General features: G+C 58.5%; 14 protein-coding genes. 2 read left to right on the top strand and 12 right to left on the bottom strand.

All coding sequences use genetic code 11. The annotated features are described in order from the left end of the window. Positions 1 to 31: 31 nt before the first annotated feature. From TU84_RS08510 to TU84_RS08490, 5 genes are all read right to left on the bottom strand, one after another. The gene (locus tag TU84_RS08510) at positions 32 to 1,021 is read right to left on the bottom strand and encodes an ABC transporter ATP-binding protein (RefSeq protein ID WP_048368611.1); all 990 of its coding nucleotides are present in this window, start codon (positions 1,019 to 1,021) and stop codon (positions 32 to 34) included. Continuing rightward, positions 1,018 to 1,818 carry an ABC transporter permease gene (locus tag TU84_RS08505; RefSeq protein WP_048368610.1) on the bottom strand — a complete coding sequence of 267 codons (801 nt, stop codon included), beginning with the start codon at positions 1,816 to 1,818 and terminating at the stop codon, positions 1,018 to 1,020. Before TU84_RS08505 ends, TU84_RS08510 begins: the two co-directional genes overlap by 4 nt. Beyond that, a complete protein-coding gene (locus tag TU84_RS08500; protein ID WP_048368609.1) occupies positions 1,805 to 2,641 on the bottom strand; it encodes an ABC transporter permease in 837 nt (278 codons plus the stop codon). Before TU84_RS08500 ends, TU84_RS08505 begins: the two co-directional genes overlap by 14 nt. Continuing rightward, positions 2,638 to 3,453, bottom strand: a complete 816-nt coding sequence (locus tag TU84_RS08495; RefSeq protein WP_048368608.1) for an alkaline phosphatase family protein — start codon at positions 3,451 to 3,453, stop codon at positions 2,638 to 2,640. The genes TU84_RS08500 and TU84_RS08495 overlap by 4 nt, the downstream gene beginning before the upstream one ends. 117 nt (positions 3,454 to 3,570) lie before the next feature. After that, on the bottom strand, positions 3,571 to 4,638 hold the full coding sequence (locus TU84_RS08490) for an ABC transporter substrate-binding protein (protein ID WP_048368607.1): 1,068 nt from the start codon (positions 4,636 to 4,638) through the stop codon (positions 3,571 to 3,573). A gap of 334 nt (positions 4,639 to 4,972) precedes the next feature. Between TU84_RS08490 and phnR the strand changes: the two genes are divergently transcribed. After that, on the top strand, positions 4,973 to 5,692 hold the full coding sequence (gene phnR / locus TU84_RS08485; protein WP_048368606.1) for a phosphonate utilization transcriptional regulator PhnR: 720 nt from the start codon (positions 4,973 to 4,975) through the stop codon (positions 5,690 to 5,692). A gap of 74 nt (positions 5,693 to 5,766) precedes the next feature. Here phnR and TU84_RS08480 read toward each other — a convergent pair whose 3' ends face one another. From TU84_RS08480 to minC, 7 genes are all read right to left on the bottom strand, one after another. Then, on the bottom strand, positions 5,767 to 7,926 hold the full coding sequence (locus TU84_RS08480) for a mechanosensitive ion channel family protein (protein ID WP_048368605.1): 2,160 nt from the start codon (positions 7,924 to 7,926) through the stop codon (positions 5,767 to 5,769). A gap of 106 nt (positions 7,927 to 8,032) precedes the next feature. Then, positions 8,033 to 8,209 (bottom strand): hypothetical protein, encoded by a 177-nt coding sequence (locus tag TU84_RS26265; protein WP_164488139.1) that lies wholly within the window; start codon positions 8,207 to 8,209, stop codon positions 8,033 to 8,035. A gap of 181 nt (positions 8,210 to 8,390) precedes the next feature. After that, a complete protein-coding gene (locus tag TU84_RS08475) occupies positions 8,391 to 9,680 on the bottom strand; it encodes a M18 family aminopeptidase (RefSeq protein ID WP_048368604.1) in 1,290 nt (429 codons plus the stop codon). A gap of 157 nt (positions 9,681 to 9,837) precedes the next feature. Beyond that, positions 9,838 to 10,473, bottom strand: coding sequence for an RluA family pseudouridine synthase (locus TU84_RS08470; RefSeq protein WP_048368603.1), 636 nt, complete (start codon positions 10,471 to 10,473; stop codon positions 9,838 to 9,840). A 90-nt stretch (positions 10,474 to 10,563) separates the two neighbouring features. Continuing rightward, positions 10,564 to 10,818, bottom strand: coding sequence for a cell division topological specificity factor MinE (minE, locus tag TU84_RS08465; protein ID WP_019410761.1), 255 nt, complete (start codon positions 10,816 to 10,818; stop codon positions 10,564 to 10,566). Between the two features lie 3 nt (positions 10,819 to 10,821). Further along, positions 10,822 to 11,634, bottom strand: a complete 813-nt coding sequence (gene minD / locus TU84_RS08460; RefSeq protein ID WP_048368602.1) for a septum site-determining protein MinD — start codon at positions 11,632 to 11,634, stop codon at positions 10,822 to 10,824. Positions 11,635 to 11,835: 201 nt separating this feature from the next. Beyond that, complete coding sequence (gene minC / locus TU84_RS08455) at positions 11,836 to 12,579, bottom strand: septum site-determining protein MinC (protein ID WP_048368601.1); 744 nt, start codon at positions 12,577 to 12,579, stop codon at positions 11,836 to 11,838. A gap of 120 nt (positions 12,580 to 12,699) precedes the next feature. Between minC and TU84_RS08450 the strand changes: the two genes are divergently transcribed. Continuing rightward, positions 12,700 to 13,635 carry a lipid A biosynthesis lauroyl acyltransferase gene (locus tag TU84_RS08450; protein ID WP_048368600.1) on the top strand — a complete coding sequence of 312 codons (936 nt, stop codon included), beginning with the start codon at positions 12,700 to 12,702 and terminating at the stop codon, positions 13,633 to 13,635. Positions 13,636 to 13,651: the final 16 nt, after the last annotated feature.

Genomic DNA, 13,651 nt, shown 5'->3' with positions numbered 1-13,651 from the left:
TGCAACTCCCTTTTCATGGTGCTCAAAAGCATCAGGCTACCTCACATAAGGCGCTGGAATCGATGGTCAACGCCACGCGCTGACCATCCGCGTAAAGGTCGGCCGCAGAACGGTTGAGCACGTCCACGATCAACTCCACGCCACGGACTTCGACCCGATAGCGGATCACGTTGCCCAGCAGGCTGTGGTTGCGGATCAGTGTGTCGGCCTCGCCGTGCAGGCTCAAGCCCAGGGTTTCCGGGCGTATGGCGATGCGGCTGGTGACCGGGCGCTGCAACAAACGGCTGGCGGTGTCGGCGTCCAGCAGGTTGTAGTTGCCAATAAAACTCGCGGCAAACACGTCCACCGGGGCGACATAGAGGCTTTCGGCATTGCCGCTCTGGACGATCCGGCCCTGGTTCATCAGGAAGATGCGATCACTCATGGTCAGCGCTTCTTCCTGGTCGTGGGTGACGAAAATCGTGGTCAGCCCCAGCTCACGCTGGATCTGCCGGATCTGCTCGCGCAAATGCTTGCGGATACGGGCGTCCAGCGCTGACAGGGGCTCGTCCAACAGCAACAGGCGCGGGCGCGTCACCAGTGAGCGGGCCAGCGCCACACGCTGGCATTGGCCGCCCGAGAGTTGGTGCGGGTAGCGCTTGGCAAAGTCATTGAGCTCGACCAGTTGCAGCACTTCAGCTACGCGTTTTTGGCTGTCATTGGCATTGACCTTTTGCATGCGCAGGCCAAACGCGACGTTTTGCTCAACAGTCATGTTGGGGAATAGCGCGTAACTTTGAAACACCATGCCAATCCCGCGTTTTTGCGGATTGAGCGGCACGATGTCCTGGCCATCGAGGAGGATCTTGCCGTCATCCACCGGCGTCAGCCCGGCGATGCAGCGCAGCAGCGTTGACTTGCCGCAGCCCGACGGGCCGAGCAGGGTGACGAACTCGCCCTTGCTGATGGTGAAGTTGATGTCGCTGAAGACCGGCGTGCCGGAGTAGGTTTTTTGCAGGTGTTCGACGCTGACAAAACTCATTGGCTTTTGTCCTTGTTCAGGAAGGTGGCAACCCAAGTCAGCACCAGTACAAATAGGAAGTACGAGATCACCAGCGCACTGGTGAAATGGCCGCTGCTGTTACGCATGTTATTGAGGAACACCTGCAAGGTTTCGTAGCGGGTGCCGACCAGGATGTTGGCAAACACAAACTCGCCAAACAGGAACGAAAACGACAGCAGCAACGCCACCAGCAAGCCTTTGCGCAAGTTCGGCAACACCACCAGAAACGCCGCCTGCCAGGTGCTGGCGCCGAGCAGTTGGGCAGCGTCCATCAAGTCGTGCAGGTTGATGGCTTGCAGGTTGTTGGTGATGGCCCGGTACATGAAAGGCAGGGCCACGGTGAAGTAGCAGCCGATCAGGATCCACGGCGTACCGACCATGGCTATCGGCCCCGAGCCGTACAGTTGCAGCAGGCCCACCGATGACACCACCGGCGGCACTGCAAACGGCAGCAAAATGAGGATGTTCATCAGCGCGTCGAGCTTGGGGAAGTGGTAATGCACCACAAACAGAAGCGGCAGAATCAACACCACCGACAGCAGCAAAGACCCGAAGCAGATCAACAGCGAATGGCCGAATGCGGTCAAAAAGCGCGGGTCGCTCCACAGTTGCAGGTACCACTTGAAGGTAAAGCCGCTGGGCAACACGGTGGCGGACCAACTGCTGGCAATCGAGTACACAAACGTGCCCAGCAGCGGCAACAACAAAATAATAAACAGCAGGTAAACCACCGTGCGGTGATAAACGCTGGCGGTTCCGGTTTCAGCGCGCGACATGGTAGCTCCTCTTTAACAGCCACTGATGCACCAGCGTCACCAGGGTCATCAACCCCACCAGAATCACCGCCAGCGCACTGGCCATGTTCGGGTCCAGGCTGATGTCACCCGAGACCATCGCGGCAATGCGGATAGGCAATACGTTGAAGTTGCCGGTGGTCAGCGCATACACCGTGGCGTAGGCGCCGAGGGCGTTGGCCAGCAGGATCACAAAGGTGCCCAGCAGCGCCGGTGTGAGGACAGGCAGGCCAATAAAGCGCCAGAACTGCCAGCTATTGGCGCCCAGCAATGACGCTGACTCGCGCCAGTCTTCACGCAGGGCATCAAAGGCCGGGTACAGCAGCAGAACGCCCAGCGGGATCTGGAAGTAGGTGTACAAAATAATCAGGCCGGTTTTGGAGTAGAGGTTGAAGTCCTCGATGATCCCCGCTTGTTTCAGCATGATCGTGATACTGCCGTTAAACCCCAGCAGGATGATGAAGGCAAAGGCCAGCGGCACCCCGGAGAAGTTGCTGGTCATGTTGGCGAAGGCGTTAACGAAATTGCGCAGCCTTGAGTCGACTTTATGCAGCGAGTAGCTGCCGAGCACGGCAATTACGATGCCGAACAGGCTGGACCAGAAACTGATCTCCAGGCTGTGCTGGATGGCCTGTAAATAGAACTTCGAGGCGAAGATCTTGCTGAAGTTATCCAGGCCCCAGCCGGTGTCTTCTGATTGCAGGCTGTGTACCAGCACCCACACCAGCGGGGCGATCTGGAACACGATAAAGACAATTGCAAAGGGCGCGAGGCACAACAATGCCAGCCATTTACCACGGGTCATGGCGCGGGTCTCAATAAGGTCTGGCACAGCGGTTTGTCATGGGCGACGCCCAGCAATTGGCAAATCGTGCCGCACAGTTCGGTTTGTTTGGGGGTGGCCTGCGGGTCCAGGCTAAAGGCGTCGCCAAGTACAAACAGCGGCACTTCGCGTTCTTCGGGCAACAGGCCATTGTGCGAGCGGTCGTTGTTCATGCCGTGGTCGGCGGTCACCAGCACCTGGTAGCCCGCGTCCAGCCAGCTTTGAAGGTAGTCGGCCAACACAATGTCCGCAGAACGCGCGCTGTTGCGGTACTGCGAGCTGTCGAGGCCGTGCTTGTGGCCGGCATCGTCGATGTTCATCGGGTGCACCAGCAAAAAGTCCGGCGCATGGCGCAGGCGCAGGCTTTCGGCATCGGCAAGCAAGTGGGAATCGGGATAGTGATCGTTCCAGTAAAAATGCCCGTGCTGGATGGGCAGATCGCTGTCTTCGGTGTGGCGGTCACGGGCCGCGATAAAAGGCGAGCGGTTATACAGTTCGCTGACCCAGTGGTAAGCCGCGGCGGCGGTGCTCAAACCTGCCTCGCGGGCGTAATGGAACACGCTGCGCTGATGAGACAGGCGCGAGACATTGTTATGCACAATGCCGCTTTCAATCGGCGGGACACCCGTGAGGATGCACTCATACAGAGGGCGTGACAGCGCTGGGAGTTCACAGGTGAGCTTGTACAGCGTGGCGCGTCCTGCGCTGACATAGGCCTGCAAATGCCCCATGGCATGGCGGGCAACGTCATGATTGAGTCCGTCGAGTACCACCAAAATGACCTTGTGTTTCATGTACTGCGACTCCGCAGGTAAAGCACAGAATGTGCAGGGGCGAGCGTGCCTCGCGATCTTTTAAACGCTCAAAAGATCGCGAGACGGGCTCGCTCCTACAGGGGTAGGTACAGCTCTTTACTGCATGTTGATAATGACTTCTTCCTGCCATTTCTGAGGCAGGGCCTTCGCGGTTTTTTCCCATGCGTCGGCGTCTTTGATCGGCGTCACGTTCTTGTACTGCTCGTTAGGCAGCAGCTTGGCCTTCACGTCGTCTGGCAGGGTCAGGTGTTCGGCGCGGATCGGGCGGGCGTTGCCACGCGCCAGATTGGTTTGGCCGGCATCACTGAAGATGTATTCGCGGGTCAGTTTGGCGGCGTTCGGGTGCTTGGCGTATTTGTTGATGATGGTGGTGTAACCCGAAATCACTGAGCCGTCCGACGGAATCAGCACCACGTAGTCATCCGGGTTGGCCATTTTGGCTTTGTAGCTCAGGCCATTGAAGTCCCAGACCACGCCCACTTCAACTTCACCTTTTTCCATGGTGGCGATGGTCGGGTTGGCCAGTGACAGGCGGCCTTGCTTGGCGATATCAGCAAACATCAACAGGGCTGGCTGAATGTTCTTTTCATCACCGTGGTTGGCAAAGGCCGCAGCCAGAACACCGTTGGAGGCTTGCGCGGCGGTGCTCACGTCACCGATCGAGACCTTGTATTTACCAGATTTGAGGTCAGACCATTTGGTTGGTACTTCAGAGCCGTGCAACAGCTTTTTATTGACGATAAACGCGATGGTGCCGGTGTAGGCCAATGCCCAGTTACCGTCTTTGTCCTTGGCCCAGGCCGGGATCTGCTCCCAAGTGGTGGGTTTGTATGGCTGGGTCACGCCTTTGGCCACCGCGATAGGGCCGAAGGCTGCACCGACGTCACCGATATCAGCACTGGCGTTGTCTTTTTCGGCGGCAAACTTGGCCACTTCCTGAGCCGAACTCATGTCGGTGTCGACATGCTTGAGGCCATACAGTTTGTTCAGGTCTTCCCACGTGCCTTTCCAGTTGGCCCAGTCATCGGGCATGCCGACACTGTTCACGGCGCCCTCTGCCTTGGCGGCAGTTTCAAGGGCTTTTAAATCGACATCGGCGGCCATGGCCGAGGTGCAAAGGGCGATGCTGGTGCCTAACAGTGATGCCAGAAAAAACTGTTTCATCTGAAGCTCCTGTGGGGGTGTTCACGCTGGTTTTTTTAGAGTTTTGCAGTGGGTTGGTCTAGGTCAGCAATACCTGAGCCAATTTAAGGGCGCTGCATGACACTTTAATGTCGGCATTGGTTGTGCAAGCACTTTTACAGGCCCGCCAAGTGTCGTGAGCTAAGCGTAGACCATGGTCAAGGCCCCGGCGGGTGTGGGCTTGAGGGTTAAAACAGGTGTCAGTGTCATCGAACAGTCATCTGCACTGCCTAGGCTGGCACCCTCAAGAGTTAAGTGTTTTGCAGGCCGAGCCTGCCCACATTTGGTGCTGGACTAGTCCAGATAGGTAACGTTGATGCGTGAAGGTGCACCCAAAGCGGTGACAGCCATTGGTTTGGCCCTGCAAGAGCAAATCGAACATGGCTTGCTGACCTGCGGCAGCCAATTGCCGGCTGAAAGAAAACTCAGCGAACTGTTCGCGACCACCCGCATCACGGTGCGTGAAGCGTTGTTGCAACTGGAAGCGCAAGGCGTGGTGTATCGCGAGGAGCGGCGCGGCTGGTTTATTTCGCCGCCGCGCCTGGCCTACAACCTGATGCAGCGCAGCCACTTTCACGCGATGGTCAGCGCCCAGGGACGAGTGCCGACCACCGAGGTGATTTCGGCGCGCTTGCAGCCGGCCTCGGCCGCCGTGTGCGCACGTCTGCAGTTACCGGCGTTTTCCAGCGTGATCCAGATCTGCCGGGCGCGGCGCATTGATGGGCGTTTGGTGCTGTATGTCGAGCATTACCTGAACCCGCAATATTTCCCGCAGATTCTGGACTTTGACCTGACGCAGTCGATCACCGAGCTGTATGCGCGGCACTACGATTTGCATTACGGGCGGGTGCGTTTTGAGATCGTGCCGACCGCCTTGCCCGCCGAGGCGGCGGCAACGCTTAAAGTGTCGACGGGCAGCCCGGGGCTGAGGATCGAGCGCATCAACTATGACCAGCACGAGCGGCTGATCGACTGTGACATTGAGTATTGGCGACATGACGCGATCCACGTTGGTGTGGATGTGCTGGAGCGCTGAGTCTGAGCCTGCCTCGCGATCTTTTAAAGATCAAAAGATCGCGAGGCGAGCTCGCTCCTGCAGGGAGGTAGGGGTTATTCCTTTTGTAAGTTCCCGCTACCTGCTGTTACTACCTGCACACTCAGGCGCGGTGTCGCGAGGTCAAGGCCGGCTTCATCCAGATGGCGCTTGAGCGACAGGTTGAACGCCCGTGACACTTCCCATTGCTTGATCGGCGCGGTTTTGAAGCGTGCGCGCAAAATTGCGCTGCCCGACTCGAAACTCTCGACCCCTTGAATCTCCAGCGGCGACCAGATGTTGCGGCGCTGCAGCGGGTCGGTGCGCATCTTTTGTCCCACCTCGCGCATCAGCTTGATGGCGTCGTCGATTTCCATGTTGTACGGGATCGCCACGCGGAAGATCGCGTAACCGAACTCGCGGGAATAGTTTTTGATGCTTTTGATTTCACTGAACGGAATGGTGTGCACGATGCCGTCAATGTCGCGCAGGCGCACGGTACGAATCGTCAGGCCTTCAACCGTGCCCAGGTGGCCGCCGACATCCACGTAATCATCGATGGCCAGCGAGTCTTCAATGATGATGAACAAGCCGGTAATCAGGTCGGCAACCAGCGACTGCGCACCAAAACCAATGGCCAGACCGATCACACCGGCACCGGCCAGCAGTGGCGTGACGTTCATGCCCATGTTCGCCAGTGCGACGATCAGCGCGATGATGAAAATGGCCGCAAACAGCACGTTGCGAATCAACGGCATCATGGTTTGCGCGCGGGCGTTGGCCAGGCCTTTGCGCGAGCGGGTCAGGGCGTGGTGGATGGCCGTATCGGCGAGAATCCAGATCAGCCAGGCAAACAGTAACGTCCCCGCCAGGCCGAACAGTTTGACGCTGATTTCATGGCCTTCACCCTCGGTGAAACCGATCAGCGAGAGGCCCCACACGCGCAACCCCAACTCGATGAACACCAGCCACACAATCAAGTGCGCCAGGGTGTAGACAAAGCTCTTGAGCCGTTCCGAATACAGCGCGTGGCGCTTGGGCCCGCGTTGTGGCTTTTGCGCATGACGGCGTACCAGCCCGTTGATCACCATGCACAGCACCACCAGCACGGCGCAGATCAGCGACTGGCGCAGCGCGGTGCTGGTATCGCCCGCCGACAAGAAGGTGGCGAACAGTGAGATGCCCACCAGAATCAGCGCGGCGATGTACCAGTAAGTGCCGAGGGTCTCGATGCTGTCGCTCAGGGCGCGGCGGGTGAGGCGGCGTGACAGCGGCTGGTTACGGATAAGGTGAGCGATGGGGCGGCGGAAGCGGATGATAAACAGCCCGGTCGACAGTGCCGCCATCACGTTGGCAAACGTGGCCACGGTATGCGCCAGGTGCACGCCAAGTGAGGCGACCATGCGCGGGTCGCTGAGTGCCTCACCAAAGGCGGCAAAGCTGCCGATCCACCACAGCGGGCGGAACGCCTGATGCCGCAGAATATGCAGGGCGCGATGACGGTGCGGGCCATCGAGCAATGAAAACAAAATCACGCAGGTGGCCGAGAAGCAGGTGCCGATCACCAGGGCGTAGGCCAGCGCCATGGCCAGGTCTTTGCCCAGCGATGATGGCAAGGCGTAACTCATGTACACCGTGATCACCAGCGCCACCAGCCAAGGGCCGAGCTTGCGCAAGGCAAAGCGCAGCATGTCGACGGCTTTTGGGTGCTGCGGCAATTCTTCGCTCAGGCCAAAGCGCAAGCGCACGCGGTGGCTGACCCAAATCAGCAGTGAAGCCAGCAGGCTCCAGATCATGATGATCAGCGCAAAGGCAAAGATGATGGGCACCCATTCCTTGGCGGGCAGCATCAAGGCCACCAGTTCATCTTTGGCCTGGCCGATTTCTTCGCTCCAGCGCGAGGTGGGGCTGTCGTTGCCCGAGAACTGTTTTTCGAGGTCGGCGAGAGTGCTACCGATCAAACCCAGCACACCGATTTCAGCTTCGGGCTGGGCTTTTTTGGTGGCATCGCGAAGCTTTTTAAGGTCCGCCAGCAACTTGCTGCGTTGCTGGTCGTTCTCAAGATTTTTGATCACCTCGTCCAGCGACTGGCCCAAAGGCTCGGTGGGTTGCGTTTGGGTTTTATCCGAACTGGGAAGCAGGCTGGTGATGCCCACAGCCTGGGCCGAGGCGAGCGGCAGCAAGGTCAGCAGACAAATCAGTAGCCAATAGGGCCGGGCAAAGAGACGAAGAAACACTAGGCGATCACCCTCGGAAAGTACGGATCGGACGAGTGTACGCTAGGCCCCGCGATCATTCATTTCTTGTCATACATAAAATAAGTGATCGCGGATGCGGTGCTATTTATTGATTCAGTTTGGCGAGAATTTTAAAAACGATGGTGCCGAAGATCAGCAACATGCCAAACCAGATCGACAGTACACCGGGTTTACTGTCGCGAAAGTTGAAGCCAATGGTGAGCAGCAACATGCCAATCACAATGGGGATCAACATGGAATTAAAGGCGGATATTTCGAGCATGTTCTGGACCTGAAGAAGTTAATCACCCAAGTCTAGGTGGCTTTACGCAGAAGTGGGGTGATGTGTATCAAAAATGAATCGCCCGGGCACTCTTCACCTGTGTAGGAGCGAGCTTGCCTCGCGATCTTTTTTAAGATCAAAAGATCGCGAGGCAAGCTCGCTCCTACACAGGTCGGGTGTTTTACGGGAGTTCGTTGCTGGCGTAGAACGCGCTCAATACTTTGACCAGGTGCGCCAGGTCGTGGCTACCGGCCAGTTCACGGATGGAGTGCATGGCGAAGGTCGGCAAGCCGATGTCTACCGTGCGCACACCCAGGTGGCTGGCGGTGATCGGGCCGATGGTTGAGCCACAGCCCATGTCGCTGCGCACCACAAAACTTTGCACCGGCACTTCAACCGCCATGCACAGATGACGGAAAAAACCCGCCGTTTCACTGTTGGTGGCGTAACGCTGGTTGCTGTTGACCTTGATCACCGGCCCGGCATTGAGTTTGGGGCCGTGGTTGGCGTCGTGCTTGTCGGCGTAGTTGGGGTGCACGCCGTGGGCGTTGTCGGCCGAGACCAGCAGCGATTTTTGTATGGTGCGCACAAACTCGTCGCCTTCAGGCAGTACGCGCTGGAGGATCTGCTCCAGCATCGGGCCGTCCGCGCCGCACGCTGAACACGAGCCGACTTCTTCATGGTCATTGGCCACGAACAGGCAGGTTTCGTCGGTGTCGGTGTTCAACAGCGCTTGCAGGCCGGCGTAGCACGACAGCAGGTTGTCCAGGCGCGCACCGGCAATAAAATCACCGTTGAGGCCGATCACCGCAGCGCTTTGTGTGTCGTAGAAGCTCAGCTCATAGTCGAGCACCACGTCGGCGTTCAGGCCGTGTTCGCGGGCCAGCTGGTCGGTGAGCAGGGCGCGGAAATCTACGCGCTCATCGCCTGCAACCTGCGCCAGAATCGGTGGCAGTTCGGTCTGCGGGTTAATCGCCCAGCCTTCGTTGGCCGTGCGATTGAGGTGAATCGCCAGATTGGGGATGGTCGCAATCGGCGCGCGGAAGTCGATCAACTGGCTCTCGACCTTGCCGTCACGGCGGAATGTCACGCGCCCGGCCAGCGACAGGTCGCGGTCAAACCAGGGGGCCAGCAACGCGCCGCCGTAGACTTCCATGCCCAATTGCCAAAAACCCTGGCGTTGCAGCTCAGGCTGAGGCTTGACCCGCAGGCAGGGGCTGTCTGTGTGAGCGCCGACCATGCGGATGCCACCTTGCAGGGGCGAGTGACGGCCCAGCTTGAAAGCGACGATGGAGGAGTCATTACGGGTGACGTAATAGCGGCCGTTGGCTTCGGTGTACCACGTCTCGCGCTCGTCGAGGCGCTGGTAACCGGCGGCTTCCAGGCGTTGAACAAGGCTGGCGGTGGCATGGAACGGGGTAGGGGAGGCCTTGAGAAAGTCGATCAGGCCTTGGTTCAACTCTTCGCGCATAAGTTACTCCAGACAGCAAGGCCGCGAGTTTAGCGCATTGATCACAAAATTTGACCAGCAAAAACGTGCAAACCCTTTGTAGGAGCGAGCTTGCCTCGCGATCTTTTAAAGATCAAAAGATCGCGAGGCAAGCTCGCTCCTACAGGGCGTGAAGCTGTTAAAACGGGGCGGGGCACTCGAAGCGCAGGCGTTCGCCGGTCTGCGGGTGGGTGAAGCTGAGCATGCTGGCGTGCAGGCACAAGCGCGGGTAGGCCGCCAATGCCTGCGGGTGCGCGTACAGGCCATCGCCCAGCAGCGGGTGGCCAATGGACAACATGTGCACGCGCAACTGATGCGAACGCCCGGTAATCGGCGTCAGTTCAACCCGGCAGTAATCGCCGCAACGTTCCAGGACTTTCCAGAAGGTCAACGCGTTCTTGCCAAACTCGTGGTCGACCACGTGGCGTGGCTTGGTCGGCGGGTCGTAACGCAGGGGCAGGTCGATGCTGCCACTGTCCAGCTCCGGTTGGCCCCAGGCCAGCGCGGTGTAGGCCTTTTCAGTTTCCCGGTCGTGAAACTGACGCGACAATTCGCGGTGCGTGTCGGCATCGCGGGCCAGCAGAATGATCCCCGAGGTTTCCCAGTCCAGGCGGTGCACGATGCGGGCTTCGGGGTAGCCGTTTTCTTGCAGGCGGGTGATCAGGCAGTCTTTGTTGTCTTCGGCGCGGCCCGGCACCGACAGCAGCAAGGTCGGCTTGTTGACCACCAGAACGCCTGCGTCCTGATGGATGATGTGAATATTCGACAACGGCATTAAAACAGCCTCTTAACAAACGCCAACGGCGGCTTGGAGATCCCCCTGTGCAGAGAAACCTCCAAGCCGCCGTGGTATCAGCCGGATCGATTAACGATCTGGCAGGGTGATGTTGAGTTCCAGAATCGAGCAGCTACCCTCGTTTTCAAGGGCGATCTGTACTTGATCATCGCCGATGTTGACGTATTTGCGGATCACCTCGACCAGCTCTTTTTGCAGGGCTGGCAGGTAGTCCGGGGTACTGCGTTGGCCGCGTTCGTGCGCCACGATGATCTGTAGACGCTCTTTCGCGACCGACGCGGTGGTTGGCGTTTTGCGGGTACGAAAGAAGTCAAAAATGTTCATTGTTTAATTGCCTCCAAACAGGCGCTCGAAGAATCCCTTCTTCTGTACATCGAGGAACCGATGCTCCACGGTTTTGCCCAGCAAACGATCAACCGCATCGCTGTAGGCCTGACCGGCGTCACTTTGGTCATCAAGGATCACCGGCACGCCCTGGTTGGATGCCTTGAGCACCGCCTGGGATTCCGGGATCACACCCAGCAGCGTAACCGCCAGGATTTCCTTGACGTCTTCAACACCGAGCATTTCACCCTTGCTGACGCGATCCGCGTTGTAGCGGGTCAGCAGCAGGTGTTCCTTGATCGGGTCTTCGCCCAGTTCGGCGCGGCGCGATTTGCTAGCCAGCAGGCCCAACATGCGGTCCGAGTCACGCACCGAAGACACTTCCGGGTTGGTCACGACAATCGCTTCATCCGCGAAGTACATGGCCAGGTGGGCGCCAGTTTCGATGCCCGCCGGAGAGTCGCAGACCACGTATTCGAAGGTCTCTTTGAGTTCCATCAGAACTTTTTCGACGCCTTCTTTGGTCAGGGCGTCTTTGTCACGGGTCTGGCTGGCAGCCAGCACGTACAGGTTTTCCAGACGTTTGTCTTTGATCAGCGCCTGTTGCAGGTTGGCTTCGCCGTTAACCACGTTAACGAAGTCATACACCACGCGACGCTCGCACCCCATGATCAGGTCGAGGTTACGCAGGCCAACGTCGAAGTCGACGATGACGGTTTTGTGCCCGCGCAGTGCCAGGCCCGTACCGATAGCGGCGCTGGTGGTGGTCTTACCCACACCACCCTTGCCGGATGTAACCACTAGAATCTTGGCCAAGGTGCTTCACCCCTAAGGAAAAAGGACTTTTTAGTCCCTGAATAACATCTCTAAATAAACGACAACAGGTGAACAGTCTTGGTGGACATCCCCCAAGCCAGGCCTACACAACGTAAACACTGGCTGATTGCTGACTTCCTACAAAGACTAGTCTGTTTTCTCTACGTAATTGAGATGGTTGGAAAATGGCGTGAGTATCCGTTAAAGACGGGTGATGTTCAACATGTCACTTGACAGACTGATTTGAACCCCGGCGCCCCACAAAGGATCGCGTCGCAGGTCTTCGGACACTTTGTACATTCCGGCAATGGACACCAGTTCGGCGCTCAGTTGCTGGCAAAAAATTCGCGCTCGGGTGTTGCCTTTGTATCCGGCAAGCGCTCGGCCACGCATAGGGCCGTACACATGGATGTTGCCATCGGCCATAAGTTCCGCACCGGGGCTGACCGAGGCGATGACCACCAGGTCGCAACCCTCGGCGTATACCGTTTGGCCACCACGTACTGGCGTGGTGATGATGCGGGTCGGCTTGATGGCCGGCTCGGGCGGTTTTTCGGGCTTTTTCGGCGCGATGATTACTTCAACCGGGGGCTCAATCGGCCGCTCACGTGCACCGGACGGCGGCAAGACTGGCAGGTCGATGGCGATGGCCGCGGCAATGTCTTCGATGCGGCTGGCGCGAATGGCCAGGGTGCGCAGGCCATGTTGGCGACACACGCGCATCAGCCCGGGCAAGTCGACGGCACCGGCACCGACGGGCAGCTTGTCGAGCGCCAGCACCAGCGGGGTGTTACTGAAAAAATTGGGCGCCTGGGCAACTTTGGCGGCCAGTTGGCGATCAAGGGCTTCAAGGTTGTTTTGGGCCAGTTCCAGCACCGTAATGGCGAGCATACTGCCCTTAAGCTGAAACACGGGGGCTTGGTCTTGCGATTCGGTTTGGCTCATGGTCGGCTTAATGCGGCTTGTCACTTAAAGTGCAGAGACTTATAACGAGAACGCCCGCGAGCCGCAAGCCGGGTCTAACGATGTAGAATGCCCGGCCCTTGTGTCTGTCCGGAATCATTAATGGATCGCCCGCGTTTTCGAGCTGCTTTTTTTCATCCGCGTTTTTGGCTGCTGTGGTCAGGGCTGGGCGTGCTGTGGCTGGTGGTGCAACTGCCTTATAAGGTGCAACTGCGCATTGGTCGTTTTCTGGGGGCTTGCATGTTCCGGGTGGCCGGTGAGCGCCGGCGCATTGCTGCGCGCAACCTTGAACTGTGCTTCCCCGAAAAAAACGCCGCTGAGCGCGAGCGCCTGCTTAAGGAAAACTTCGCCTCAACCGGCATCGCCTTTTTTGAAATGGCCATGAGCTGGTGGTGGGCCAAGCCGCGCCTGGCCAAGTTGGCGCATGTCGAAGGGCTGGAGCACCTGCAGCAGGCCCAGCGTGAAGGCAAGGGCGTCATCTTGATGGCCTTTCACTTCACCACCCTGGAAATTGGCGCCGCCTTGCTCGGGCAGCAGCACACCATTGATGGCATGTACCGCGAACACAAAAACCCGTTGTTCGACTTTATCCAGCGCCGCGGCCGCGAGCGCCACAACCTGGACTCGCTGGCAGTGGAGCGCGATGACGTGCGCGGCATGCTCAAGTTGCTGCGCGCCGGGCGGGCGATCTGGTACGCACCCGACCAGGACTACGGCGCCAAGCAAAGCATTTTTGTGCCATTGTTTGGCATCGAGGCCGCCACAGTGACGGCCACCAGCAAGTTCGCCAAGCTGGGCAAAGCGCAGGTTGTACCCTTTACTCAACAACGACTGGCGGATGGCAGTGGTTATAAGTTGGTGATTCATCCGCCTTTAAGCGACTTTCCCGGAGAAAGCGATGAGGCCGACTGCCTGCGCATCAACCAATGGGTCGAGCGTGCGATACGCGAATGCCCAGAGCAGTACTTGTGGGCGCACCGCCGCTTCAAAACCCGGCCACCGGGCGAGCCAAAGCTGTACGACAAACGCCGCAAGTAACCCGCGCTGCAAAGGC

The sequence above is a fragment of the Pseudomonas helleri genome, from assembly GCF_001043025.1.
GTDB classification, from domain to species: Bacteria; Pseudomonadota; Gammaproteobacteria; order Pseudomonadales; family Pseudomonadaceae; genus Aquipseudomonas; species Aquipseudomonas helleri.
This window is presented reverse-complemented; position numbering and strand designations above follow the sequence as displayed.